Source organism: Brachybacterium netajii (SeqCode) (genome assembly GCF_054114245.1).
In genome coordinates this window covers 62,044-86,163 of sequence record NZ_JBSYXB010000011.1, presented here as the reverse complement: position 1 = coordinate 86,163, position 24,120 = coordinate 62,044, and the positions used below count along the sequence as shown (strand labels likewise).

Sequence of the window (24,120 nt, the reverse complement as noted above, 5' to 3'; positions counted from 1 at the left end):
CACGAAGCCCTGCGCACGCACCTCGAGCGCCTCGCGCATTGACCCCCGGACAGCACGAGCTTGAGCACGAGGAGGCCCCCAGAGCGCCCGGTTGCGGGCATTGCCGCAGGACCGCCGCATGATCGTTCGGGATGCGCATCATCCCGAGGAGGACCGAAGATGACCGAGGCAGTCACGCCTGCCACCGAGCCGCGCAGACGCACGCCGGCTCGCACGCTCGGTGCCGCTCTGAACAGCCCCGACAACGCGCTGAATGCGATTCGCCTGGGCCTCGCGCTCCTCGTGATCTTCGGGCATGCGTTCCCGCTCGGCGGCTTCGCGCCCTTCCAGATCGGGCCGTTAGTCCACGGTGGCCTGCACGGTTTCGCCGTGGACGGCTTCTTCGTGATCTCCGGGTATCTGATCCTCTCGTCCGGGATGCGCACCACCACCCTCGGCTATCTGTGGCGACGCTTCCTGCGGATCTACCCGGCATGGCTCGTGGCCATCGTGGTGACCGCGTTCGTCGCCGCGCCGCTGGGCGCCCTGCTCGAGGCCGGTGCGCACTGGGAGTGGCGATCGGCGGCCGCTTACGTGATCGGTGCGCTCGACCTCAAGCCCTCGCACGAGGGGGTCGAGGCCACGCTCCTCGCGGTCCCCTGGCCGGAGACGTGGAACGGATCCCTGTGGACCCTCTTCTACGAGGCGGCCGCCTATGTCGGCATCGCTGTGCTCTGCGTCTGGAGGCCGGTGCGCGATCGGCTGCGCGTGATCATCCTGCCGGCAGCAGCGATCCTCACAGCCGCCTACATCGCCGTCCCGACCTCGGTGATCGGTGATGCCCTCCCGGGGGCGCTCGGCGTGATCTCCGGGAACGGCCTGCGGCTATGGACGTTCTTCGCCTGGGGCATGGTCGCGTACGTCCTCCGCGATCGGATCCGGGCGACCGTACCGATCGCGGTGGCAGCCGGCGCCGTCTTCCTCGTCGCCGCGCATGTCGCGGGGCTCCCCCACTGGCTCTCGGCGGCTCTCACGCTGCCCTCCCTCAGCGTGGCCGTGCTGTTCGCGGGAGTGCTGCTCCCCTGGCGGTTCGGGCAGACGAACGACCTCTCCTACGGGACCTACGTGTACGCGTTCCCGGTCCAGCAGCTCCTCATCCTCGCCGGCATCGCGCAGTTCGGATGGGCCGTCACCGCGCTCGCCTGCATCGCGATCACACTCCCCCTTGCATGGCTGTCCTGGAGAGTCATCGAGCGTCCGGCCCTGAGCCTGAAGGGGCTCGTCCCTGCTCGGAAGGCGGACCGAGGGAAGAGCACCGTCCCGTCCCCGGCGTGACGGCGGTTCCCGCGGCAGTGATCGCTCAGCCGCGAGAGTCTTCACCGGCCGTGCCATCGGCCCCGCCGCCAGTTTCACCGCCGGCCACATCGCCGGCCGCACCAGCAGCCCCGCCGTCGGCCCCGCGCACGAGCCGGACCCGCTGGACGCGGCGCTCGTCGACGGCGATGACCTCGAGGCGTCCGCCGTCGACGGCGACGACGTCGCCGGTCTCGGCGATGCGGCCGAGTTCGGCCATGACGAAGCCGCCGACGGTCTCGTAGCCGCCGGTGTCGGGCAGGGCGATGCCGGTGTGGGCCTCGAACTCCTGGAGGATGAGGCCGCCGTCGACCTCGATGTCGCCGTCGACGACCTCGGAGGCGTCGGCGCCCTCGCGACCGATCTCCCCGGACTCCTGGTCGAACTCGTCGTAGATCTCGCCGACGAGCTCCTCCAGCAGGTCCTCGAGGGTGACGATGCCGTCGGTGCCGCCGTACTCGTCGACGACGACGGCGATCTGGTCGGCCTGCGCGCGCATCCGGTTCAGAGCCGGAAGCACGGTGACGGTGCCGGGGATGTGCTCGATCGGGCGGACGATCTGCGCGAGCGGCGTCGACTCGGGCCCGTCGACGTGGAGCAGGTCCCGCACGTGCACGAAGCCGAGGACGTCGTCGACGTCCTCCCCGGTGACCGGGTAGCGGGAGTGGCCGGTGTCGCGGACCTGCTCCCGCGCCTCGGCGATCGTCGAAGCGCCCTCGAGGAAGCGGACCTGGTGGCGGGGCCGCATGACCTCGACGACGGTGCGCTCGGAGGCGTCGAAGACGTCGGCGAGGACCCGCGACTCGGCTTGGTCGAGGGCGTCGGAGTCGCGGACCATCGCGCGGATCTCCTCGGCGGAGACCGCCTCCCGGTTCGCGTCCGGGTCGCCGCCGAGGATCCGCACGACGAGGTTCGTCGTCGCCGACAGTAGCCAGATCACCGGCCGCATGAGCTTCCCGAAGAAGTTCAGCGGCGGGCCGACGATCCGGGTCATGGCCAGGGCGTTCTGCATGGCGAGGCGCTTGGGCACGAGCTCGCCGAGCACGAGCGAGAGGAACGCGACGATCAGCGTCATGACGATCAGCGCGGTCGTCGACGCGGCCGCCGCCCCGAGCCCCAGGCTCTCGAGGTGCGGGGCGAGGGAGGGCGCGATCGTGGAGGCGCCGTAGGCGGAGGAGAAGAAGCCGGCGACGGTCACGCCGATCTGCACGGCCGAGAGGAACTGGTTGGGGTCCCGCACCAGCTTCGCCGTGGAGGCCCCGCGGGGGCCGGACTCCTCGAGCTGCTTCACCTGCGACTCGCGCAGGTTCACGATCGCCATCTCGGTCCCGGCGAACACCCCTCCGATCAGCACGAAGAGCAGCACGAGCGCGATGTTCAGCAGTACGGCGGGGTCCATGGCACCACGCTACCGGGCCGCCGACCGCCCGGCACCCGCCCGCCCAGCGCCCGACCGCCCGGCACACGCCGCTCAGAGCAGCGGCAGCAGCTCCTCCCAGACCGCGGCGAGGATCTCGGAGCCGCTGCGGCCCTCGAGGCGCGAGGAGATCGCGACCATGGCGTCCTGCTCGGGCAGGACCAGGAGGAACTGGCCGTAGGCGCCGTCGGCCCGCCAGGAGCCGGCGGGGGTGCTGCCCCAGACGCCGAAGCCGTAGCGGGCGTTCTCCGGGTCGTCCCAGCCGGTCTCGACCCAGGTGCCGTCGGCGTGGAGGGCGTCGATCCAGGCGGCGGGGACCAGCTGGCGGCCGTCGCGGGCGCCGCGCGCGAGGAGCAGCTCGCCGAGGGCGGCGAGCTGGCCGCTGCGCAGGTGCAGCCCGGTCGCGCCCCAGCTGTGGCCGTCGCGGGAGGTGTGCCACTGGGGGTTGACGATGCCGAGCGGCTCGAACAGCCGCGGCATGAGGTAGTCGCGCAGCGAGAGGCCGGCGCGCGCGGCGATCGCGCGGCCGACGAGGAAGGTACTGCCGTTGGAGTACTCGTACCGCGCCCCGGGCTCGGCGACGAGGTCGGTGCGCAGGAAGCGGCCGGCGAGGTCGGGGTCCTCGCGCTCGTCGTCGGCGAAGCCGGTGACCGGGGAGCCGGAGGTCATCGTCAGCAGGTGGCGCAGGGTGATCCCCTCGACGCCCTTCCCGAGGCCCTCGGCGGGCGCGGGCAGATGGTCGACGATGCGGTCGTCGAGGTCGAGCAGGCCCTCCTCGCGGGCGATGCCGAAGGCCAGCGCGGTGACGGTCTTGGAGACCGAGTAGACGCAGTGCTCGGCGTCGTGCTCGAAGCGGTGGACGACCTCGGGCCGACCCGGACGGTGCAGGTGGATCGCCCGCACCCCGAGCCGCTGCTCGACGACCCGCTGCCGGAACGGGGTGAGGATCATTGTGTCGGGGATCGCCATCCGCTCGCCCGGATTGCTACGGTTCTCCTGGACGTTCCCTGTGGGGTTCTCGAACGCATCGGTCGTCGGCGCAGTGCTCATGGCACGAGCCTAGGGCCATGGCGGCGTCCACCGCCCCGACCGGGGTCCCCGGTCCCGTCGTCGGCCGCCCCGCGCCCGACGGTCCCGCTCGTCCCGCGCGGTCCCCGCGCCGAGAGGCTCCCATGGAAGCGCTGCGTCGCTACGTGTTCCCGGTGATCTGGATGCTGATCATCGGGGTGATCGCCCTGTCCGTCGCCCGGATGGCGTTCTTCTCCGACGCCGAGGCGTCCGAGGAGAATCCCGTGACCCCCGGCGGATCCGTGGACCTCTACGCGACGGTCGCCGCCGACACCGGCGACATCTCCTCCTCGCTGTCCCTGGACGCGACCGTCTCCGCCGACGCCGGCACCGCGGTGACCTCGAAGTCCACCGGCACGATCACGAAGATCTGGGTCGCCGACGGCGACACCATCGGCTCCGGCGACCGCATCCTGCAGGTGCGCGTGGTCGTCGAGCCCGAGCCCGTGGCCGCGCCCGAGATCGGCGAGGGCGAGGGCGAGGACGCCGACGGCACGGGCGACGGCACCGGCTCGACGGGATCCACCGGCACGTCGGGCACCACGGGCACGACGGATGCGCCCGTCGAGTACCGCTACCTGAACCTCACCGCCCCGCGCGGCGGCATCGTCCGCGACCTCGCGGTGAAGGAGTGGGAGGACATCGCCGAGGACGCCGCCGTCGCGACGATCTCCCCCGGCACCTTCTCCGTCGTCGCCGCGCTGACGCCCGAGCAGCAGCTCTCGCTGCTCGACGTGGACATCCAGGCCACCGTGCAGATCCCCGCCCTCGACGCACCCGTGGCCTGCCGCAGCGTCGCCGTCGAGGACGAGTCCGGAGCCGCCCCGAGCGATGACAGCACCACCGGCACCACTGGCGACTCCGGCACGACGGGCACGACGGACGTCGGCGCCGACGAGTACGAGTACGACGAGTGGGGCGACCCGGTCGCGGGCGACGTCGGCATCGTCGAGGGCTCCGGATCCGGCGAGGGCTCGGCGGAGCTGCGCTGCCCGCTGCCCGGCGACACCCGCGTCGTCGACGGCCTGAAGGGCACGATCGACATCGACATGGGTTCCGTCGAGGGCGTCGTGACCGTGCCGACGACCGCCGTCGAGGGCGAGGGCTCCGTCGGCGTCGTCTACGTGCTCGACGAGGCCACCGGCGAGCCGATGCCGCTGGACGTGACCCTGGGCCTGCGCGGCGACGGGATCGTCGAGATCGTCGACGGCCTCGAGGTCGGCCAGGAGATCCTGCAGTTCGTGCCGGGCGTCGACAACGACGACATGATGGGCGTGGAGGTCTGGTGAGCGCCGCGGACGCGGACTCCCTGCTCTCGCTGCGGGGCCTGACGCGGACGGTGCGGCTGCCCGGCGGCGACCGGCTCCCGATCCTCACCGGCGTGGACCTCGAGGTCGGCGCCCGGGACCATGTCGCGATCGTCGGACGCTCCGGCTCCGGCAAGACGACCCTGCTGAACCTGCTGGGCCTCATCGACCGCCAGACCGACGGCGAGCTGCTGTTCGCCGGCCGGGACCCCTCGCGGATGAGCGACCGCCGTCGGGCGCGCCTGCGCGGCGCCTCCATCGGCTTCGTGTTCCAGCAGTTCAACCTGCTGGACCGCCGGACCGCCCTCGAGAACGTGATGATGCCGCTGATGTACGGCAGCGCCGGCCAGTTCTGGCGCCGCGAGCGGCTCGCCCTCGAGATGCTCGATCGCGTCGGCCTCGCCGACCGCGCCCACCAGCTGCCCGGGAAGCTCTCCGGCGGCGAGCAGCAGCGCGTCGCCGTCGCGCGGGCGCTCGTCCGTCGGCCGCGCCTGATCCTCGCCGACGAACCCACCGGCGCCCTCGACGTCACCACCGGGGAGGCCGTCATGGCGCTGCTCGACGAGATCGCGGCCGAGTCCGACGCCGCCCTCGTGACCATCACCCACGACCTGCAGGTCGCCGCCCTCTCGCGGCGCTCCTACCTGCTCGACGGCGGGGTCCTGCACGACGTCGGCTCCGACGCCGCCCGCGAGGCCCTCGCCGGCACCGCCGGCATCCGCGCCGGACGCGACGCCGTCGCCGACGGCGCATCGGGCACCCCGGCGACCCCGGCGACGTCGGCGACGTCGGCGACCCCGGCGACGCCGCTCTCCCCGGCGACCCCGAGCACCGAGGGGGTCCTCGCATGACCGGCCTGATCGCCTCGATCGTCGAGGCCTGGGGCGAGCTGCGCGTCAACAAGGGCCGCGTGCTGCTCTCGCTCATCGGCGTCGCCTTCTCGGTGTTCGCGCTGACGGGCGTGCTGGGCGCCGGCGGGATGCTGAAGAGCTCCCTCGAGCAGTCCGTCGAGCGCTCCTCCGGCCGCGACACGGTGCTGAGCATCAGCAGCCGCGGATACGGCGAGGACGCGGAGTCCGACGAGGTCTCCGCCGTCGTCCTCGAGCAGCTCGATGCGATGGGCATCGACCAGCGCAGCCGCCGCTACTCCCTCTCGGGGCGCATCCAGACCCCGCAGGGCGTCATCAGCTCCGACGTCCAGGCCGTGGACCCGTCCTTCGCGACGATGTTCCGGATCGAGCCCGAGCAGGGGCGCTGGCTCGCGGCGTCCGACGCCCGGCGCCTCGCCCCCGCCGTCGTCATCAACGCGAGCCTCTACGAGAGCCTGGGCCGGCCCGCGGTCGGCACCAGCACGATGACCCTCTACGGGGACAGCGGCACCGAGGGCGCGACCGAGGCCCTCATCATCGGCGTGCTCCCGAGCGATGGCGCCGACTGGCCCCTCGCCTACGTCTCCGCGGGTGCCCTCGACGAGCTCGCCTTCGCCGGCGACGTCTCCCGCTCGACCCCCGAGTTCCTGGTGTGGGTGGATCCGTGGTCGGCCGACGACATCTCCGCCCGGCTCTCCCAGTCGCTCGACGACACACCCGTCGGCGGCTTCGAGGTGTGGGAGCAGTCCATATCCCTCGACGACCTCGGCTTCAACGCGCTCACCTATGCGATCGTCGGCGTCGCCGTGGTGGTGCTGCTGCTGGGCGCCCTCGGGCTCGTGAACATCTCGCTGGTGACGGTCCGCTACCGGGTGCGGGAGATCGGCATCCGCCGCTCCTACGGGGCGACGGGCCTGCGGATCTTCGTGGGCGTGCTCATGGAGTCGGTGGTCGCGACGGTCGTCGCGGGCGTCGTCGGCGTCTCCGCCGCGGTCGCCCTCATGAAGTCGCCCTTCGTCACCGGCTGGTTCCGGGAGCAGGGGCTGGTGGAGCTGCCGCCGTTCCCGCTGCAGGCGGTGCTCATCGGCCTCGCCGCCGCGACCGCCGTCGGCATCCTCGCCGGCGCCCTCCCGGCGCTGATCGCCACCCGCATCAAGGTGATCGACGCGATCCGCAGCTGAACGGGGCCGGGCCCGTCGGCCCTGCTCAGACGAGCACGGGCTCCGGGACCGGCTCCCCCGCGGCGCGGCGCACGGGCTCGAGCAGGCCGACGCCCTCGCGCCGGCTGATCACGAGGACCAGCGCGGCGGTCAGCACGAGCAGCGCGAGCGCGCCCACGCAGCCGCCGGCGAGCGCGGCGGAGGCGTCCGAGGCGTGCAGCGCCGCCATCGACGTGCCCGGTGCCGCGGCGGCCGCGACCAGGGCGTCGACGCCCGCCGCGGCGGCGGTGCCGTCGGCGAGGGCCGCGACGATCAGGCCGACGACGGTGATGCTCCCCGTCAGCGCGATCGGGATCTCGAGGCCGCCGCTCTTCCACGCGAGCACCCCCGCGCACAGCGCGAGCACGAGGGCGGGCACGAGCACCGCGGCGGTGGTCTCGCGGCCGATCAGCGCGACGGCGGCGACGGCGAGGACCGGCACGAGGGGCGAGCGCAGGCGGCTGCCGACGGCCTGCAGCACGGCCCCGCGCAGGGTCAGCTCGAGGCCCATCACCTGGATCGGGGCGATGAGCAGGACGATCACGATCACCGCGAGGAGCTGCGCGACCGGGGCCCCGGCGCTCGCGGCCGCGGCGTCGGCGGCATCGGCCGTCGCGCCCGCAGCGGCCGCGGGATCGACGTCGGCCGCCGGGGCCGTGCGGCCGAGCGCGCCCGCGAGCGCGGCGGCGCCGACGACGATCGCGCCGCCGACGGCCGTGACCGCGCCCGCGGTGCCCAGCAGCTCGCGGCGGAGACGGGCGGCCACGGACCAGGCTGTCGCGAGCGGACGCCAGCCGCCGATCCGCACGCCGACCACCCCGGCGGGCAGCCACAGCGCCCCCATCAGCAGGGCGAGGGCCACGTCGAGAGGGCTCGTGCGGTCGCCGCTGACGATGCCGAGGGCGATGTTGACGCCGGGCAGCAGCGCGAGCACGAGGATCGTCCCGACCAGCAGGATCGAGGCGAGGACGACGTAGGCGATGAACGCGGCGAGCAGCGTCAGCAGCGGGCGCCCGCGCCCGCTCCACGCGGGCCGCAGCGTCGGCAGGCGGTGGTAGGCGACGGCCGGAGCCGGGGCGTCCGCGGCATCAGCGGCTTCGGCAACCGCATCGGGGACCGGGGCGTCCGCGGCGTCGGTGCCGGCGGACGGGGACTGAGGAGCGGAGTGTCTGCGCATGTCAGGTCCACTCTAGATCCGCCCGCCGGCCCCGGCGCCCGCATCGGCTCAGACGACGGGGCGGTGCGGGTTGTCCGTCGTCGGGCCGTCGATCGTGACGCGGCCACCGCGGAAGCGCACCCGGGAGAGCCAGACCTGACGGCCGGGGGATCCGTTCACGTGCCCGGGCTGCCAGGCGTGGTAGACGTACCAGACGCCGTCCTTCGTGCGGATCGGGGTGCCGTGGCCGGGGCCGGCGGCGACGTCGTTCGCGGAGAGAGCGGGGGCGTCGGCGACCTTCTCCCAGGGCCCCAGGACGGAGTCGGCGACGGCGACGCCGACGCCGTAGCTCTCGTTCCAGTACTCGCCGGCGGAATAGAAGAGGTAGTAGCGGCCCTTCTCGCGGATGATCGAGGGGCCCTCGATCGTGTAGATCTCCCAGTCCTGATCCTGCTGGAGGATCCGGGTCGGCTCCCCCACCAGCTCGGCACCGTCGTCGGTGAGGCGCTGGGCGTAGAGGTACGAGGGCAGGTCGCGGGCGTTGCCGTCGTTCTTCCACAGCAGCCAGAGCGCGCCGTCCTCGTCGCGGAAGGGCGAGGGGTCGATGCATCCTCCCTCCTCGTCCTGCACGAGGAGGGCCGCGGCGTCGTCGTCGACGAAGGGCCCGGCGGGGTCGTCGGCGACGGCGTGGCCGATCGCCTGGGTCGCCGAGGCGGTGTCGCGGGCGGTGTAGTAGGCGTGGAAGCGGCCGTCGATCTCGATGACCTCGGGCGCCCAGTGCCGGCCGGCGGTGCACCAGGAGGCGATCTCGGGCATGGCGTTGCCGAGCTCCTCCCAGGTCACGAGGTCGTCGGAGACCAGGACCGGCATGTGCCCGCGGGAGCCGGCGGTCGAGTACAGGTAGTAGCGCCCGAGCGCGTGCAGCACGCCGGGATCGGGATGGTTGTTCTCGCTGACGGGGTTGGTGTACCCGTTCCCGCCCTTCGCCGCGGGTGCGGCGGGGGCGCCGGTCGCGCCGGTCGCGCTGGTCGCGCCGGCGGAGGATCCGGCGGCCAGGGCCGCGGGGACGGCGCCGGCGGAGGCCAGCAGGGCGGCTCCTGCGGCGGCGGCACGGGCGATCGCCCGTCGGGGGAGGACTGCCTCGGACATCGTCGACCTCGCTGTCGATCGGGTCGGTGCGGGAGCACCGAACTTTCCTACGTGAGAATAGAAGCGCTTGCCGACCTCCGCCACCCCTTCCCGTAGGGAGGTCGAAAGTGGTCCGAGATGTCCGGTTCGACCCTCGCGTCGCACTGCCGATACGCATTTGACCTGCGGTGCAGGTCAGCATCGGTGATCGTCATAACCAACCGATGGCCGATGATCACGATTGCGCAACGACGCTGTGCAGGAGAATTTCCACGTGAGAGTCTCGCTGTCACCGTCACCCCCGGAGAGGCCCTCCGAGCCCCGGGAGACGTGTCGGCTCGACCGCTTCAACGATGAGGAGGCTCCGCATGAACGACCCCGAGAGCGAGGTCCCGGCGATGCCCCGGACCGCACGCCTCGCCGGGGCGGCATCGTCCGCGAGCGGCACGCTGACCGCCGCCCGCTCCGCCCATGGGCCCCTGCCCGATCCCACCGGCGCGTCCGCGACGTCGGACCCCGCCGGCGCGGGTGCCGCCGCCAGTGCGACCGACCCCGCCGGCGCGAGCCGCAGCGCAGCCCCCGTCGGCCCGAGCGGCTCCGGCGTGACGCCCCGCCGCGGGCACCGCCTGCCCCTGTGGCGGCGTATCGTGCGCGACCGGGTCGTGCTGCTGTTCGCGCTGCCCGGGATGGCGGTCATCATCGCCTTCCAGTACTACGCGCTGCTCGGCAACGTGATCGCCTGGCAGGACTTCCAGCCGTACCTCGGATGGCAGCGGAGCCTCTGGGTGGGCTTCGAGAACTTCATGGTCATCATCAACGGCGACCCCGAGTTCCTCAACGCCCTGCGCAACACGCTGATCATCACGCTGCTGCAGACGGTGTTCGTCTTCCCGGCGCCGATCGTGCTGGCGCTCGTGCTCAACAGCCTCATGTCCAACCGTCTGCGCCAGCTGGTGCAGTCGATCGTGTACCTCCCGCACTTCCTGTCGTGGGTGATCGTGGTGGCGGTGTTCCAGCAGATGCTGGGCGGCGCGGGCCTGATCAACAACACGCTGCGCGCGCACGGCTGGGAGACGCTCAGCGTCATCGGCAACGCCGACCTGTTCAAGGTGCTGATCACCTCGCAGGTGATCTGGAAGGACACCGGCTGGGCGACGATCCTGTTCCTCGCCGTGCTGGCCCGCGTCGACAAGTCGCTGTACGAGGCGGCGAGCGTCGACGGCGCCAACCGCTGGCGCCTGACCTGGCACGTCACCCTCCCGGCGATGCGCTCGATCATCGTGCTGCTGTTCATCCTCAAGCTGGGCGACTCGCTCAGCGTCGGCTTCGAGCAGCTGATCCTGCAGCAGCAGGCCGTCGGGCTGCAGGTCTCCGAGGTCCTCGACACGTACGTCTACAACAACGGCATCGTCGGCGGGAACTGGGGCGTGGCCGCCGCCGTCGGACTGGTCAAGGGAGCCGTCGGGCTCGTGCTGGTCCTGGCCGCGAACAAGGTCGCCCACGCGTTCGGCGAGCAGGGGGTCTACAAGGCATGAGCACCACGACATCCTCCCGGCCCGCCGCCTCCCCGCAGCCGGCGGCCTCCGGCCCGGCCGGTCCTGCCCGCCCGCGCCGTCGTCGGCCGCGGATCGTCGACGGCGTGCCCGCCCCAGGCCGCGTCGAGAGCGCCGTGAAGGGCGTGATCCTCACGATCATCTGCCTGCTGGTGATCATCCCGTTCCTCGGGATCATCTCCACCAGCCTGGCGAGCCCCGAGCAGGTCACCGCCGCCGGCGGCTTCGTCCTGCTCCCCACGAGCATCGACCTGACCGCCTACATCTCGATCCTCTCGGGCGGCGTGGTCACCCGGGCGATCCTCGTCAGCGGCTTCGTCACCGTCGTCGGCACCGCGATCAGCCTCACGCTGACCTGCCTGCTGGGCTGGGCGCTCAGCCGACGCGGCGTCGTCGGCCACCGGCTGATGCTGATGCTCGTGCTGATCAGCCTGCTGTTCAACCCGGGCATGATCCCCAGCTACCTCGTCGTCCAGCAGTTCGGGCTGCTCAACAGCCTGTGGGCGCTGATCATCCCGACCGCCGTGAGCGCCTTCAACGTGATCGTCGTGCGGGCCTTCTTCACCGAGCTGCCGCAGGAGCTCATCGAGAGCGCCACCATCGACGGCGCCACCGAATGGCAGCTGTTCCGCCACATCGGCCTGCCGCTGTCCCGCGCCGTGATGGCCGTGATCGGCCTGTTCTACGGGGTCGGCTACTGGAACGCGTTCTTCAGCGCGCTGCTGTACATCAACGACGCCTCGAAGTGGCCGCTGCAGCTGGTGCTGCGCACCTACGTCGTCAACGACGTGCCGATGGGCACGCAGGACCTCGGCGCCGCCGCCGAGGCGATGCCCCCGCAGACGTCGATCCAGATGGCGATCCTCGTCATCTCGATCATCCCGATCCTCATCGTCTACCCGTTCCTCCAGAAGCACTTCGCCAAGGGCATGCTCACCGGCGCCGTCAAGGGCTGACGCCCGACGCCCGAGACCCGATGCCCGACGCCCGGGGCCGACGCCGTCGTCGGCCCCGGAGCACCCCTCCCCCGCACCCGAAGGAGCACCACCATGTCCCGCACCGACCGCATCACCCCCGCCTCCCGCCTCACCGCCGCCCGCCCCTCCCGCCGCACCGCCCTCGCCGGCGGCGCCCTGACCGCGCTCGCCCTGCCCGCCATCGCCGCCTGCTCCAACGAGGGCCGCGGCGGCGGCGACGTCGACCAGACGGTCGACGAGTCGCTGCTGCCGACGTTCACCGCCGTCTCCGGCGGCGCCGAGCCCGACCTGATCGGCGAGAACGGCGTCGCCGACGCCTACTTCAGCTATCCCGCCGACGTCACCGACGCGACCGACGGCGCCCCCGGCGACGGCGACCCCATCACCACCATGGGCATCACCAACTCGCCGATCCCGCCGAGCCTCGGCTCCAACGAGTACTGGCAGGAGCTCAACGAGCGCCTCGGCTCGGAGCTGACGATCAACATCTCCAACCCCGCCGACTACAACGAGAAGTTCCCGACCGCCGTCGCCGGCGGCCAGCTCCCCGACATCTGGGGCGTCGGCTCGGCGCCGCAGATGCCGCAGCTGCTGGAGTCCGAGGCCCTGGACCTCACCCCGTACCTCTCGCAGGACGCGATCTCCGCCTACCCGAACCTCGCGAACCTGCCCACCGAGGCGTGGCGCTCGACGATCTACAACGGCAAGATCTTCACCGTCCCCGTGCCCCGCGGCGTGACCAGCACGTACATCACCTACGGGCGCAACGACCTGCTCGCCGAGAAGGGCATCGACACCGCCCCCGCCTCCTGGGACGAGTTCGTGAGCATCTGCGAGGAGATGACCGACGCCGGCTCGAACCGCTGGGCGCTCTCCCGGGTCCCCACCGACTACGTCTGCCAGATGCACGAGATCCCCAACGGCTGGTCCGTCGTCGACGGGAAGCTCGTCAGCGCCAACGAGCACGAGGCCCAGAAGGACGCCCTCGAGGCGACCCGCTCCCTCGTGGAGAAGGGGTACACGCACCCCGACACCTTCGGCGCGCAGTGGCAGGAGTACAAGCTGTGGCTGATCAACGGCACCACCTCCTTCACCTTCGACACCTTCTCCGGCTGGTCCAGCTACACGGCGCTGTCCACCGGCGACGACACCGTCGACCTGGGGCTGTTCCCGACGCCGCTGCTCGACGGCGGCGGCCTCGCCCCCGCCTGGCTGGGCTCCCCCATCAACTCCGTCACCGCCATCTCCAAGGGCTCCGAGGCCCGCGTCGAGACCCTCCTGAAGTTCCTGAACTATCTGGCCTCGCCGTTCGGCTCCACCGAGCACAAGTTCCTCAAGTACGGCCTCGAGGGCGTCCACCACGAGCTCGAGGGCACCGATCCCGTGCTCAACGACAAGGGCAAGAGCGAGACCGCGCTCGGCATCGTCTACTTCACCGACGCCCCCGCCCCGATCTACACCCCCGGCGACCCGGACGCCACGCAGCTGCAGTACGACGCGCAGATGCAGATGGCGACGACCGCCGTCTCGAACCCGGTGCGCGGCCTCTACTCGGAGACCGACTCCAGCAAGGGCGGCCAGATCGGCAAGGCCCTCGCCGACCTCCGCAACGACATCCTCCAGGGCCGCGAGAAGGTCTCCGCCTGGGACGACGCCGTCGCCGACTGGAAGAAGAAGGGCGGGGACGCCATCCGCGACGAGTACCAGGAGGCCTACGACTCCCTGGAGTCCGCCTCATGACGAGCGCACGCGCCGCGGCCGGCGCCGGCTCGTCCGTCGGCGCCGGCCGTCGGCCGACGGGCGGGCCCCGGCCGACGGGCGGCTCCCAGCCGACGGGCGGGCCCGCCTTCCGGCCCGACTGGGAGGCCGTCCGCGCGCGAGCGTCGTCGGCGCTCGTCGACCGCCTGGCGGACGACTTCGCGCGCGGCCTCCAGGACCTGCGGATCCCCGCGCCCGCCGACCCCAGCGAATGGACCCACCACTACTTCTGCGACGACGGCGAGCGCCTCCGCTTCGACCCCGCCTCCCCGCACGCGCACGCCTGCCCCCGCTGCGGACGCGTCGCGACCGGGCCGCTCGTCGACGGCGCCTGGCGCACCTGGATGCACAACCTCGCGGCCTCGCAGGCGCAGCGGGCGGCGCTCCTGCTGCGCCTCGACGTCGACCCCGCGCTGCAGGAGACGGCGCACGCGGAGCTCACCCGGCTCCTCGCGCACTACAGCACGCACTACCTCGAGCACGCGGTGCACGGGGACAAGGTCGGGCTCGGACGCGTGATGCCGCAGAACCTCGACGAGGCGATCTGGGCGATCGCGCTGCTGCGCGCGGTCCGCTGGACGGACGATCTGCTCCCCGCGCCCGCCCACGCGCAGGCCCGCACGCTCGCGGGGCAGGTCGCCGCCCTGCTCGAGCCGCAGGTCGGGATGATCCACAACATCCACTGCTGGCTGCTGGCCGCGCTCGCGGAATGCGCCGTCGCGACCGACGACGCGGCGCTCCTGGAGCGCGTGCGCACCGGCCCCTTCGGCGTGGAGCAGCAGATCCGCGAGGGCTTCCGGGCCGAGGGGATCTGGTACGAGACCAGCGCGTTCTACCACTTCTACACGCTGTCGGCGCTGCTGAGCCATCGCGAGGCAGCGGGCCCGGAGAGCCTGTCCGACGAGGGCACCGCGATGCTCGCCCGCGCCGTCTCGGTCCCCGTCCAGCTCGCCTACTCCGACGGCCGGCTCCCCGCCTACGGCGACTGCTGGCCGCAGGGGCACCTCGCGGACTTCTCCTCCCCGGCGCTCGCCGCGGCCGCGCTGCTGCCCAACGGCTCCGTCGACCCGGCGCCGTACTTGACAGGGACGACGGGGACGACGGGCGAGCATCCGATCGAGCTGTGGATCGGCGCCCGCTGGGAGGTGCCCGGGGCGCTGCCGATGCCGGGCCGCGAGAGCATCGCCGCACTCGTCTTCGGCAGCCCCGCCGCCACGGGGGCGGCCCTGCCGTCGAATGCGCTGTCCGCCCCGTCATCGGACGCGGCCACGGCATCCGCCGGTCCGCGGGAGTCGTTCCTCTGGCCCGACGCCGGGATCGGCGCGCTGGTCTCGGACCGGGTCCGGGTGACGATGCGCAGCGGACGCGACGTCGGCATGCACGACCATCGCGACAAGCTCGCGGTCGACGTCGAGATCCCCGGGCGCTGGATGAGCCTCGACCTCGGCTCCGGCGGCTACGGTGCGGCGTTCACGACCTGGATGCGCTCCCCCGCCGCGCACAGCATCGGCGTGATCCATGACGAGCGCCAGCCGCCCGTCGACGCCGAGCTCGAGCACTGGGATCCCCGGCGCATGCAGGGCGCGGTGCGGTGGTCGGCCGACGGCGGTTCCCGCACGAACTCCGGCTCCGACCCCGGCACCGGCCCCGAATGCTCCACCGGCAGCCGTTCGATCCGCCGCACGATCACGATCGAGGACGACGGCTGGTCCGACGTCATGGAGCTCGAGGCCGAGGAGCCCGGTCCCTTGACCTGGCTCTTCCATGGCGACGGCGAGATCATCGACATGCTGGCGATGGCCGACGGCGGCACCAGCGCTGATACTTCCACCCACACCAGCACCAATATCAGCACTGCACTCGTCGGCCTGCCCGGGGCGGAGGCTCTCGAGGATCTGCACCAGGCGGTCGTCGGCCCGGACGGGACCGCGCGCCTGCGCTGGGACGCCGACGGCTCCCCGAAGCTGTCTCTGACGGCGCCTCCGGGCGCGGAGGTCCTGACCGCGCTCGCCCCGGGCAATCCGACGGGGCGCCCGCTGGGCGTGGTGATCGTGCGCGAGCACGCTCGTCGGACGCGGGTCGAGGCGCGATTCCGCGTGGGCTGAGCATCTGAGCATCTGAGCATCTGAGCCTCGCGGCCCACCACGGGAACCCGCCCCGTCACCCCATCGCCCCATCACCCCAGCTCGGAGCATCCTCCGCTCGGCCGGGCGGCATCGGCAGAACGGCCGACCCACGTGCCTGACCAGGTCGACCGGGCGGAGGATCCGCTGACCGGCCGCTCTCCCTAGGCTGTCCGCATGACCATCCCCGCTCCCAGCCTGCGCAGCGCCCGTGCGTGGGCGATCGCCCTCGGGCAGACGCTGCTGTGCCTGCTGCTGGGACTGCTGACGTTCCTGATCAGCTTCGGGATGGAGCTCGAGGTCAACCCCGAGCCGGCGCCGGCTCTCCTCACGATGTTTGGCCTCGACGCGCTGGTCGGCATCGCGGTGTCGCTCGCCGTCGGCCCGCTACGGTTCACGCGCGCGGGGCGCGTGCACAGCGCCGTCCACCTGGTGATCGCGATGGCGGCGGGCATGAGCACCTGGTCGCTGCCGGCGGCGGCCGTCGCGCTGTACCGCCTGGGGCTGCGGCGACGGATGGTGCTGGACATCGGGGCGCTGCTGCTCGTCGGCGGCATGTCGATGACGACGCTGACGATCGACGCCGAGATCCGCGGCGACTCCCCGCGCGGGCTCGTGCTGACGACCTTCGGCGTGATGCTCGTGTCGGCCGCGGTCCCGCTGCTGACCGGGCATGTCATCGGGACGCGGCGCGAGCTGCTGCGGTCGCTGCAGGCGCGCGCGGCGTCGGCCGACCGCGAGCGCGAGGCGGCGGAGCTGGCCCGGGCCGCCGCCGAGCGCGAGGCGGAGGCGCTCGTGCGCGAGCACGACGCCGATGCGGCCCGCGTCCGCGCCGAGGAGCGCACCGCCCTCGCCCGCGACGTCCACGACTCGATCTCCCATCACCTCGCGGCGATCGCCATGCACGCCGGCGCCCTGTCGTATCGGGACGACCTCTCGCCCGAGGACGTCCGACGGGCCGCGCTCACCGTCCGCGACGCCGCCCAGCAGGCGAACCAGGAGCTCCGCTCCGTGCTGCTGACCCTCCGCACCGTCGACGGCGACGACCCGCTCGCGACCGCCCCGACCCTGCTCACGATCATCGAGCGCTGCCGCGCCGACGGCCAGGATGTCACCCTGACCTGGGACGGGATCACCCCCGAGGACCTCGCCGGACGGGACCGCTCCACCGTGGTCGCGCTCGCACGGGTGCTCACCGAGGTCACCACGAACGCCGCGAAGCACGCGCCCGGGAGCCCGCTCGCGGTGCGGATCGCCCGCGCGCCCGACCCCGAGGCGTCGGGCGCAGGATCGGGCTCGGGCGCCGGCTCGGAGGCGGGCGCCAGATCGGAGGCGTGCGCGAGCATGCGCGATCGAGTGGTGCTCACGGCGCGGAACCCGCTGGCGGACGATGCCGCCGTCGCCCCGTCCACCGGCCACGGCCTGCTCGGCGTCCGGGAGCGGACGCGGCTGCTCGGCGGCGACGCGACCCATCGGGTGCGCGCCGGGACCTTCGAGGTGGAAGCATGGGTGCCATGGTGAACGGGACGACGGGACCAGGCGACCGGGACGAGCCGACGGGACCGGTGCGCGTGCTGCTGGTCGACGACGAGGCGCTCATGCGCGCCGGGCTGCGGCTGATGATCGACGGGTTGCACGGCATCGAGGTCGTCGGCGAGGCGGCCGACGGGTCCGCCGCGCTCACGCAGGTCGCCGCGCTCTCCCCCGACGTGGTGCTGATGGACGTCCGGATGCCGCGCGTCAGCGGCCTCGAGGCCCTCGCCCGGCTGCGGGAGCAGGGGGCGAGCGCGCGGGTCGTCATGCTCACCGCCTTCGACACCGACGAGTTCCTGCTCGAGGCCCTGCGCGGCGGCGCGGTCTCGTTCCTGCTCAAGGACTCCCCGCCGGCCGAGGTCGTCGACGCGGTGCTCGACGCGGCGGCCGACCGGCCCCGCTTCTCCCCCGACGTGCTCGCCCGCCTGGTCCGCCTCGCCGCCGGCGGAGCAGGCGGGCCGGGCGTCGCAGGAGCGGCGGGACCGGCGGGGTTGGGCGCCGTCAGCGGTGCCATCACCGCGTCCGACGGGGTCGCAACGGCCGATCCGTCCGACGGCCTCGCGCCGGTCTCCAGCACCGGTGGGGCCGACGGCACCATCCCCGACGGCATCACCTCCCGCGAATGGGAGGTCGCCGGTCTGGTCGCCGCAGGCCTGGTCAACCAGGAGATCGGCGACCGACTGCACATGAGCGTCGCGACCGTGAAGACGCACCTCGGCCGTCTGTACCACAAGCTCCAGGTCACCAATCGGGTGCAGCTCGCGATCCGCGTGCTCGAGCTCGGCGGCTGAGCCGGGGCCGTCGGCGGCCGATCCGTCGGCCGGGCCTGAGCCGTCGGCCGAGCCTGACCCGCCGGCCGAGCCGGCACGACTCTCGCGCTACCGGCGCAGGACCCGGGCCACCGTCGCGCCGACGCCGAGGGCGATGAGCAGGAACGGCAGGGCGCTGATCCGGCCGGCACCGGCGAACTGCACGATCACCACGATCGCGAGGATCCCCCAGACCAGGGCGATGCCGATGCGAGCGCCCTTCGCGGGCGTCGAGAGGCTCCCCGGGATGCGACGGGGCCGACCATGCGCGTCATCGCCCTGTCCCTGGGCATGCTCAAACCCGGAGGACCATCCGTCCCCCTCAGGCGGCAGCGCGCTCTGGTCCCTCACCCGTGCGTCCTTCCCCTGTGCGTCCTTCCCCCGTGGCTCCATGCGCGCCAGGGTAGGCGAGGCCGAGGGAAGGACGCACGGGTGAGGGGGCTCATCGGCACTTCCTAAAGGTCTCTCCACCAGGCATTCCGTAGCGTAGCCCGGTGTAGCCGCCGTCCTCGCCATAGGGGATCTCCGGGCCGTAGGGCGTGCGGGACGCTCGAGACCGGCGGGCCGCGGTCCCTACCTCCGTCGCATCCCGCGGAAGACCCACACCAGGACGACGACGATGAGAAGGACGGTCCACGTGGGGAGCCCGAAGAAGGCGTCCGCGTTCCATCCTTCGAAGTTCCGGCGGCCGGCGAAACGGACGATGAAGAACCCGACGAACCCGATCACCACGAGTCGGACGAGGGACTTCGCCCCCTTGCTCAGGTTCGCGAAGAACTCGGGCTCGCCCGGCTCACGGGCCGGCCCAGGAGCCGACCCCGACCCCGACCCCGACCCGAGATCATCGCGGGCGCCCCGGGCGCGGCGATCGCGGAGGCCGCGGCGGCCGTCGTCGGCGGCGCTGCCGTCGTCGAAGTCCGAGGAGAAGACAGGGCCCCGGGGCTCGTTCCGCGAGCGATCGTCGGCGATCCCGCTGCTGCTGCCGCGTCCTCCGCCGCTGCTGCCGCTGCCGCCGCTGCTCCCGCCGAGCCAGGCCTGGTCCCCGTCGGGCCCGTGCTGATCGTCGCGCGTCCATCGGCCGAGGCCGCGGCGCCCGCTGCTCTCGTCGTCCCCGGACCGTCGGTCGTCCCCGCTCTGCCCCCATGGTGATGCCATGCCCGACAGGGTAGACGCGGGTGAGGCGGTTCACCGCATGCTCCGCCACACCCCATAAGCAGACCTTTGCGGTCCGTCCTAGCATGGAGGCATGTCGCTGGATCCTCGTCGCCTCCTGATCTTCCGCACCGTCGTGCGCAACGGCTCGATCGGTGCCGGGGCCCGCGAGCTGGGCTGGACGCAGCCCGCCGTGTCCCAGCACCTGGCCGCCCTCGAGAAGGAGGTCGGCACGCAGCTGCTGCTGCGCTCGTCCTCCGGGGTCACCCCGACCGAGGCCGGGCGCCGCCTCGCCGCGCATGCGGAGGCGATCGCCGCCCAGATGGAGGCCGCCGAGCAGGAGCTCGCCGACATCACGGCGCTGCGCCGCGGCACCGTGCGCTTCGGGACCTTCCCGTCGGCCGCGGCCGTGCTGCTGCCGCCCGTGTTGCAGAGCCTGCGGGAGACCGCCCCCGACCTCGACGTCACCTTCTCCGAGCTCGAGCCGCCGGACGCCGTCGCCGCGCTGCGCGAGGGCGACCTCGACCTCGCGCTCGTGTTCCGCTACCCCGGCTCCGACATCGACGCCGAGGGCACCCTCGAATGGTCGCCCCTCATGGAGGATCGCGTCCTCGCCGTGCTCCCGACGGACCACCCGAAGGCCGCCGACCCCGACCTCACCCTCTCCGACCTGCGCACGGACCTGTGGATCGCGGGCTGCGAACGCTGTCGGGCGAACCTCATGTCGAACGCGCGCGCCGCGGGCTTCGTGCCGACGGTGCGGCACTCGACCGACGACTCGATCGTGGTCCAGCGGCTCATCGAGCACGGCGGCGGCATCGCCCTGCTCCCCGAGATCGCCCTCGAGGCCACGCCCTCCGACGCCGTCGTGGTGCGCGCCCTGCCCGATCTCGACAACCGCATGATCGGCCTGGTCAACCGCCGCGGAGCGCTGTCGATCCCGGCCGTCGGCGCTCTCCGCGACGCCCTCGTCGCCGAGGCCAACGACCGCTCGACGACGGCCTCGCTGATCTGATCCCGCGGAGGAGACCCCGATGAACGAGCCCACGCCGAACGAGACCCCGACGAGCGAGCCGGCGTCGAGCGAGTCCACGCCGAGCGAGCCGGCGACGAGCGAGCCCACACCGCCCCAGCCCGCGCCCGAGGGCCCCGTCTGGACCGTGCCCGCGACCGCGTGGATCCGTCCGGCGCTGATGCTGATCGTCGGCCTCGCCCTCGCGGCCCTGCTCGCCGTCGCCCAGCTGTGGGCGGGCGCCATCATGTTCGCCCTGTTCGCCCTGCTCATGGGCTACTGGACGAGCCCGCTGCGCACCGGCCCGCACCAGCCGCTCGTCGAGGCGGCGGCCCGCCGCGGCGACGAGGTCGCGATCGTGCTGTGGGCGCCGGGCGATCCGCTCTCCGCGCGCCTCCACACCGCGATCCGCGGCGACCGCGAGGACGTGGCCTGGGTGAACGTCTACAAGGACCCGTCCGGCGCGGCCCTCACCGAGGAGCTCGGCGGGCGCGGCCAGCTGCCGATCGTCATCGTCGGCCAGGAGACCGCGAAGCGTGCGACCGTCGGCCGACTGCTCGACATGCTCGCCGAGGGACGTGACCGTGCCGCGGCGAAGGGCGAGGCCGACGAGGACCCGACCGTCTGAACCGCCGGACGGCTGAACCGTCGGCCGCCGGAGCCGTCGGCCGCCGGAGCCGTCGGCCGGAGTACCGGACTCTCAGCCGACCTGGCCGATGACGACCTTCCACTCCTCGGCCGTGCGGTCGGCGATCAGGCGCTCGCGCTTGAGGGGGTCGCCGTCGAGCGCGGCGAGCGCGGCCTCGGCGGAGTCCGCGGTGATCAGGAGCAGCGCGCGACCGCCGTCGTCGAGGGGACCGGAGGCGGCGAGGACGCCGTCGTCGTGCAGCTCGGCGAGGTGCGCGCGGTGCTCCGGACGGAACACGGCGATGCGCTCGGCATCATCGGCGTAGGTGTACTGGACGGCGAAGAGGGCCACGATCGCTCCTTGGGGGTCGACGGATGCCCTTCATCCTGCCCGACGCGGCCCGCCGGCCGACGGGACGTCCGCCGGCGCCCGCCCGTCAGCGGCGGGGCGCACGCCCCTCGGCCGACGCGACGTCCGCCCGTCAGCGGCGGATCGGCAGCCAGTCCAGGACGTCCTGGATGCCGCGGTCCCAGAAGTCCCAGGTGTGGTCGCCCGGACGCAGTCGCGAGAGGAGGTCGAGCTCGCGGGACTCGGCCTCGGCGATGAACGCGCGGTTCGCCTCGAGCAGGAAGTCGTCGGTGCCGCAGTCCAGGAACAGCGCCGGCAGCGTGCCCGGGTCGGAGGTGCGCACGAGGTGCAGGAGGTCGTCGTGCGTCCCCTCGATCGGCCGGTCGCCCCAGATCCGGTCGAACAGGTGCCCGCCGTTGTCGCCGAGCTCGAGGGTCGTCAGGTCGAGGGCGCCGGAGAAGCTGGCCGCGGCGGCGAAGCGCTCGGGATGGTTCAGGGCGAGCTTGAAGGCGCCGAACCCGCCCATCGACAGGCCCGCGACGAAGGTGTCCTCACGCGCGGTCGAGATGCGGAAGGTGCGCGCGACCAGCTGCGGGAGCTCCTCGGCGATATAGGTCCAGTAGGCCTCCCCGACGACCTCGTCGCTGTAGAAGGAGCGGCGCACCTCGGGCATCACCACGGCGATGCCCTTCTCGGAGGCGTAGCGCTCGATCGCCGTGCGCCGCTCCCAGATGGTGCAGTCGTCGCTCAGGCCGTGGAGGAGGTAGAGCACGGGGACGCCGTCGCGGACGCTCCCGTCGGCCCCGCCTGCATCGTCGGCCCCGCTGGACCCGTCTGCACCGTCGGACCCGGCGGCGCCGGCGGCGCCGGACATCCCGATGCCCGCGGCCTCCTGCGGCATCAGCACGATCATCGAGGTGCCCATGCCGAGGGCTTCGGAGAAGTGGTCGCTGCGCAGGCGGATCATGGGCGGTGCTCCTGGTGTCGGCGAGGGTGGTCCGGCGCGGCCGCGCAGACCAGGTCCATTCAACACCGCCCGCGGGGTCCCCGTCGGCCGACGCCGCCCCGCCCTACGATGGCGCCATGAGCGCGACGACCCCGCCCGCCTCGGGCGCCCCCGCCGACGTCCCGGCCCTGCCGGCGTGGATCCGCACGGCGATCTGCTGGCAGGTTTACCCCCTGGGGTTCTGCGGCGCGCCGCGGCATCGCGAGGACCTCGTCGGCGAGTCCTACGGGGAGGGCGCGGGCGAGAACGTCGTGCACCGGCTCGGGAGGGTCGTCGGCTGGCTCGACCATCTCGTCTCGCTCGGCGCGAACGTGCTGATCCTGAACCCGATCTTCGACTCCGTCAGCCACGGCTACGACACCCTCGACCACCGTCGGCTCGACCCGCGGCTCGGCGACGACGCCGACTTCGCGCAGCTCGTCGCGGCCTGCCACGAGCGCGGGATCCGGCTCGTCCTCGACGGCGTCTTCAACCACGTCTCCCACCACCACCCGGTGGTGCGCGCGGCCCTCGCCGCCGGACCCGACAGCCCCGAGGGCCGACGCATCCGCTGGGCCGACAGCGGGGCGGCCGGCAGCGGGGCGGCCGACGGCGGGGCGGCCGACGGCGGGGCGGCCGACGGAACGACCGGCCGTGCGGCGCACCCCTACGGCTTCGAGGGCAATGCCGACCTGGTCGAGCTGAACCTCGCCGATCCCGTCGTGCAGGACCGGATCGTCGAGGTCATGGGCTGGTGGCTCGACCGTGGCGCCGACGGCTGGCGGCTCGACGCCATGTACTCCGCGGGCGCCGAGGCGTGGGAGCCGATCCTCGCGCGGGTCCGCGCCGCGCATCCCGAGGCCTGGATCCTCGGCGAGGTCATCCACGGCGACTACCCGTCGATCGCGCAGGCGTCGGGCGCGCACTCGGTCACGCAGTACGAGCTGTGGAAGGCCGTGTGGTCGTCCCTCGCCGACGGGAACCTCTGGGAGCTCGCGCACGCCCTCGGCCGCCACGAGCAGTTCCTCGCGGAGTTCCTCGCGGAGGGACTGCCGCTGACGTTCGTCGGCAACCACGACACCACCCGGATCGCCTCCCAGCTGCCCGACGGCCGCGATCTCGCCGTCGCGATCGCCCTGCTGGCGCTGCTGCCGGGCGTCCCCGTCGTCTACGCGGGCGACGAGTTCGGCGCGACCGGCGTCAAGGAGGAGCGGGCGGGCGGCGACGACGCCGTGCGCCTCCCCTTCCCCGACGACCCGGCCGACGCCCCGGCCCGGATCCCCGTGCTCAGCCCCGAGGCAGCACCGCGGATCCTCGAGGCGCACCGTCGGCTGCTGGGGCTGCGGCGCCGGCACCCGTGGCTGCAGACGGCCTCGGTGCACGTCCCCGAGGACGCCCTCGCGAACGAGCACGCGCTCATCGAGCTGCGCGCACGCACCGGCGGCGAGCGCCTGCTGCTGGCCCTGAACCTCTCCGACGAGCCGGCGGCGCTGCCCGTCGGACGCGTCGGCGAGGGCGTCGACGGGCGAGCGGACGAGTCGGCGGACGGACGATCAGCCGCGGCGGCGGACGGTCGGGTGCCCGGCACGGTGCTCGAGCTCCTTTCGGGCGCCGACATGCTCGACGGCGTCGGCGCACCGGCGGACGGGGCCGTGCCCGCGCACGGGGTCGCCGTGCTCTGTTGAGACGGGCGCCCGGCCTTCCGGCGTCGTCACCGCGCACCGAGTAGTCCGACTGCAAGTACGGTCCATCGACGACGCAAATAC

At 73.0% G+C, this 24,120-nt stretch carries 21 protein-coding genes; 13 read left to right on the top strand and 8 right to left on the bottom strand.

Annotation, left to right across the window (positions count from 1 at the left end):
• The first annotated feature begins 159 nt into the window (after window positions 1–159).
• Window positions 160–1,314 carry an acyltransferase family protein gene (locus ACXET9_RS15175; RefSeq protein WP_457887528.1) on the top strand — a complete coding sequence of 385 codons (1,155 nt, stop codon included), beginning with the start codon at window positions 160–162 and terminating at the stop codon, window positions 1,312–1,314.
• 25 nt (window positions 1,315–1,339) lie between these two features.
• Here the strand turns inward: ACXET9_RS15175 and ACXET9_RS15170 are convergent, their stop codons facing one another.
• Window positions 1,340–2,731 carry a hemolysin family protein gene (locus ACXET9_RS15170; RefSeq protein WP_457887527.1) on the bottom strand — a complete coding sequence of 464 codons (1,392 nt, stop codon included), beginning with the start codon at window positions 2,729–2,731 and terminating at the stop codon, window positions 1,340–1,342.
• Between the two features lie 72 nt (window positions 2,732–2,803).
• Entirely contained in the window at window positions 2,804–3,799 is a 996-nt protein-coding gene (locus tag ACXET9_RS15165) for a serine hydrolase domain-containing protein (protein WP_457887526.1), read from the bottom strand.
• Window positions 3,800–3,921: 122 nt separating this feature from the next.
• Between ACXET9_RS15165 and ACXET9_RS15160 the strand changes: the two genes are divergently transcribed.
• Genes ACXET9_RS15160 through ACXET9_RS15150 form a run of 3 tightly spaced genes read left to right on the top strand, consistent with a single transcriptional unit; the run spans window position 3,922 to window position 7,174 of the window.
• Window positions 3,922–5,106: an HlyD family efflux transporter periplasmic adaptor subunit gene (locus tag ACXET9_RS15160; protein WP_457887525.1), complete on the top strand. Its 1,185-nt coding sequence runs from the start codon at window positions 3,922–3,924 to the stop codon at window positions 5,104–5,106.
• Window positions 5,103–5,975 (top strand): ABC transporter ATP-binding protein, encoded by an 873-nt coding sequence (locus ACXET9_RS15155; RefSeq protein WP_457887524.1) that lies wholly within the window; start codon window positions 5,103–5,105, stop codon window positions 5,973–5,975. The genes ACXET9_RS15160 and ACXET9_RS15155 overlap by 4 nt, the downstream gene beginning before the upstream one ends.
• Entirely contained in the window at window positions 5,972–7,174 is a 1,203-nt protein-coding gene (locus tag ACXET9_RS15150; protein ID WP_457887523.1) for an ABC transporter permease, read from the top strand. The genes ACXET9_RS15155 and ACXET9_RS15150 overlap by 4 nt, the downstream gene beginning before the upstream one ends.
• A gap of 25 nt (window positions 7,175–7,199) precedes the next feature.
• Here ACXET9_RS15150 and ACXET9_RS15145 read toward each other — a convergent pair whose 3' ends face one another.
• Entirely contained in the window at window positions 7,200–8,369 is a 1,170-nt protein-coding gene (locus tag ACXET9_RS15145) for a CAAX protease (protein WP_457887522.1), read from the bottom strand.
• Between the two features lie 48 nt (window positions 8,370–8,417).
• Entirely contained in the window at window positions 8,418–9,497 is a 1,080-nt protein-coding gene (locus tag ACXET9_RS15140; protein WP_457887521.1) for a glycoside hydrolase family 43 protein, read from the bottom strand.
• 347 nt (window positions 9,498–9,844) lie between these two features.
• Between ACXET9_RS15140 and ACXET9_RS15135 the strand changes: the two genes are divergently transcribed.
• From ACXET9_RS15135 to ACXET9_RS15110, 6 genes are all read left to right on the top strand, one after another.
• Window positions 9,845–11,011 carry an ABC transporter permease subunit gene (locus ACXET9_RS15135; RefSeq protein WP_457887520.1) on the top strand — a complete coding sequence of 389 codons (1,167 nt, stop codon included), beginning with the start codon at window positions 9,845–9,847 and terminating at the stop codon, window positions 11,009–11,011.
• The gene (locus tag ACXET9_RS15130) at window positions 11,008–11,985 is read left to right on the top strand and encodes a carbohydrate ABC transporter permease (RefSeq protein WP_457887519.1); all 978 of its coding nucleotides are present in this window, start codon (window positions 11,008–11,010) and stop codon (window positions 11,983–11,985) included. The genes ACXET9_RS15135 and ACXET9_RS15130 overlap by 4 nt, the downstream gene beginning before the upstream one ends.
• Before the next feature lie 93 nt (window positions 11,986–12,078).
• Window positions 12,079–13,746 (top strand): hypothetical protein, encoded by a 1,668-nt coding sequence (locus tag ACXET9_RS15125; RefSeq protein ID WP_457887518.1) that lies wholly within the window; start codon window positions 12,079–12,081, stop codon window positions 13,744–13,746.
• The gene (locus ACXET9_RS15120) at window positions 13,743–15,869 is read left to right on the top strand and encodes a hypothetical protein (protein ID WP_457887517.1); all 2,127 of its coding nucleotides are present in this window, start codon (window positions 13,743–13,745) and stop codon (window positions 15,867–15,869) included. The genes ACXET9_RS15125 and ACXET9_RS15120 overlap by 4 nt, the downstream gene beginning before the upstream one ends.
• Before the next feature lie 195 nt (window positions 15,870–16,064).
• Window positions 16,065–17,408 (top strand): sensor histidine kinase, encoded by a 1,344-nt coding sequence (locus ACXET9_RS15115; RefSeq protein ID WP_457887516.1) that lies wholly within the window; start codon window positions 16,065–16,067, stop codon window positions 17,406–17,408.
• Window positions 17,393–18,211: a response regulator gene (locus ACXET9_RS15110; protein ID WP_457887515.1), complete on the top strand. Its 819-nt coding sequence runs from the start codon at window positions 17,393–17,395 to the stop codon at window positions 18,209–18,211. The genes ACXET9_RS15115 and ACXET9_RS15110 overlap by 16 nt, the downstream gene beginning before the upstream one ends.
• An 87-nt stretch (window positions 18,212–18,298) precedes the next feature.
• On the opposite strand, the gene ACXET9_RS15105 is transcribed toward ACXET9_RS15110, so the two are convergent.
• The gene (locus tag ACXET9_RS15105; protein WP_457887514.1) at window positions 18,299–18,580 is read right to left on the bottom strand and encodes a hypothetical protein; all 282 of its coding nucleotides are present in this window, start codon (window positions 18,578–18,580) and stop codon (window positions 18,299–18,301) included.
• 222 nt (window positions 18,581–18,802) lie between these two features.
• A complete protein-coding gene (locus tag ACXET9_RS15100) occupies window positions 18,803–19,384 on the bottom strand; it encodes a hypothetical protein (protein ID WP_457887513.1) in 582 nt (193 codons plus the stop codon).
• 91 nt (window positions 19,385–19,475) lie between these two features.
• On the opposite strand from ACXET9_RS15100, the gene ACXET9_RS15095 reads away from it, so the two are divergent.
• Entirely contained in the window at window positions 19,476–20,396 is a 921-nt protein-coding gene (locus ACXET9_RS15095; protein ID WP_457887512.1) for a LysR family transcriptional regulator, read from the top strand.
• Between the two features lie 19 nt (window positions 20,397–20,415).
• Window positions 20,416–21,021: a hypothetical protein gene (locus ACXET9_RS15090; RefSeq protein ID WP_457887511.1), complete on the top strand. Its 606-nt coding sequence runs from the start codon at window positions 20,416–20,418 to the stop codon at window positions 21,019–21,021.
• 72 nt (window positions 21,022–21,093) lie between these two features.
• On the opposite strand, the gene ACXET9_RS15085 is transcribed toward ACXET9_RS15090, so the two are convergent.
• Together ACXET9_RS15085 and ACXET9_RS15080 are read right to left on the bottom strand one after the other, a co-directional pair.
• Window positions 21,094–21,372, bottom strand: a complete 279-nt coding sequence (locus ACXET9_RS15085; RefSeq protein ID WP_457887510.1) for a YciI family protein — start codon at window positions 21,370–21,372, stop codon at window positions 21,094–21,096.
• 130 nt (window positions 21,373–21,502) lie between these two features.
• Window positions 21,503–22,336 carry an alpha/beta hydrolase gene (locus tag ACXET9_RS15080; protein WP_457887509.1) on the bottom strand — a complete coding sequence of 278 codons (834 nt, stop codon included), beginning with the start codon at window positions 22,334–22,336 and terminating at the stop codon, window positions 21,503–21,505.
• A gap of 116 nt (window positions 22,337–22,452) precedes the next feature.
• Between ACXET9_RS15080 and ACXET9_RS15075 the strand changes: the two genes are divergently transcribed.
• Window positions 22,453–24,039 (top strand): alpha-amylase family glycosyl hydrolase, encoded by a 1,587-nt coding sequence (locus ACXET9_RS15075; RefSeq protein ID WP_457887508.1) that lies wholly within the window; start codon window positions 22,453–22,455, stop codon window positions 24,037–24,039.
• Window positions 24,040–24,120 lie beyond the last annotated feature (81 nt).

What these genes read in the sequence shown, in the direction of transcription:
- ACXET9_RS15160 (WP_457887525.1), top strand. Translation starts at nt 3,922, where the DNA reads ATGGAAGCGCTGCGTCGCTACGTGTTCCCGGTGATCTGGATGCTGATC.
- ACXET9_RS15075 (WP_457887508.1), top strand. Translation starts at nt 22,453, where the DNA reads ATGAGCGCGACGACCCCGCCCGCCTCGGGCGCCCCCGCCGACGTCCCG.
- ACXET9_RS15145 (WP_457887522.1), bottom strand. Translation starts at nt 8,369, where the DNA reads ATGCGCAGACACTCCGCTCCTCAGTCCCCGTCCGCCGGCACCGACGCC.
- ACXET9_RS15100 (WP_457887513.1), bottom strand. Translation starts at nt 19,384, where the DNA reads ATGGCATCACCATGGGGGCAGAGCGGGGACGACCGACGGTCCGGGGAC.
- ACXET9_RS15165 (WP_457887526.1), bottom strand. Translation starts at nt 3,799, where the DNA reads ATGAGCACTGCGCCGACGACCGATGCGTTCGAGAACCCCACAGGGAAC.
- ACXET9_RS15080 (WP_457887509.1), bottom strand. Translation starts at nt 22,336, where the DNA reads ATGATCCGCCTGCGCAGCGACCACTTCTCCGAAGCCCTCGGCATGGGC.
- ACXET9_RS15175 (WP_457887528.1), top strand. Translation starts at nt 160, where the DNA reads ATGACCGAGGCAGTCACGCCTGCCACCGAGCCGCGCAGACGCACGCCG.
- ACXET9_RS15095 (WP_457887512.1), top strand. Translation starts at nt 19,476, where the DNA reads ATGTCGCTGGATCCTCGTCGCCTCCTGATCTTCCGCACCGTCGTGCGC.
- ACXET9_RS15090 (WP_457887511.1), top strand. Translation starts at nt 20,416, where the DNA reads ATGAACGAGCCCACGCCGAACGAGACCCCGACGAGCGAGCCGGCGTCG.
- ACXET9_RS15170 (WP_457887527.1), bottom strand. Translation starts at nt 2,731, where the DNA reads ATGGACCCCGCCGTACTGCTGAACATCGCGCTCGTGCTGCTCTTCGTG.
- ACXET9_RS15120 (WP_457887517.1), top strand. Translation starts at nt 13,743, where the DNA reads ATGACGAGCGCACGCGCCGCGGCCGGCGCCGGCTCGTCCGTCGGCGCC.
- ACXET9_RS15115 (WP_457887516.1), top strand. Translation starts at nt 16,065, where the DNA reads ATGACCATCCCCGCTCCCAGCCTGCGCAGCGCCCGTGCGTGGGCGATC.
- ACXET9_RS15140 (WP_457887521.1), bottom strand. Translation starts at nt 9,497, where the DNA reads ATGTCCGAGGCAGTCCTCCCCCGACGGGCGATCGCCCGTGCCGCCGCC.
- ACXET9_RS15130 (WP_457887519.1), top strand. Translation starts at nt 11,008, where the DNA reads ATGAGCACCACGACATCCTCCCGGCCCGCCGCCTCCCCGCAGCCGGCG.
- ACXET9_RS15125 (WP_457887518.1), top strand. Translation starts at nt 12,079, where the DNA reads ATGTCCCGCACCGACCGCATCACCCCCGCCTCCCGCCTCACCGCCGCC.
- ACXET9_RS15150 (WP_457887523.1), top strand. Translation starts at nt 5,972, where the DNA reads ATGACCGGCCTGATCGCCTCGATCGTCGAGGCCTGGGGCGAGCTGCGC.
- ACXET9_RS15135 (WP_457887520.1), top strand. Translation starts at nt 9,845, where the DNA reads ATGAACGACCCCGAGAGCGAGGTCCCGGCGATGCCCCGGACCGCACGC.
- ACXET9_RS15110 (WP_457887515.1), top strand. Translation starts at nt 17,393, where the DNA reads ATGGGTGCCATGGTGAACGGGACGACGGGACCAGGCGACCGGGACGAG.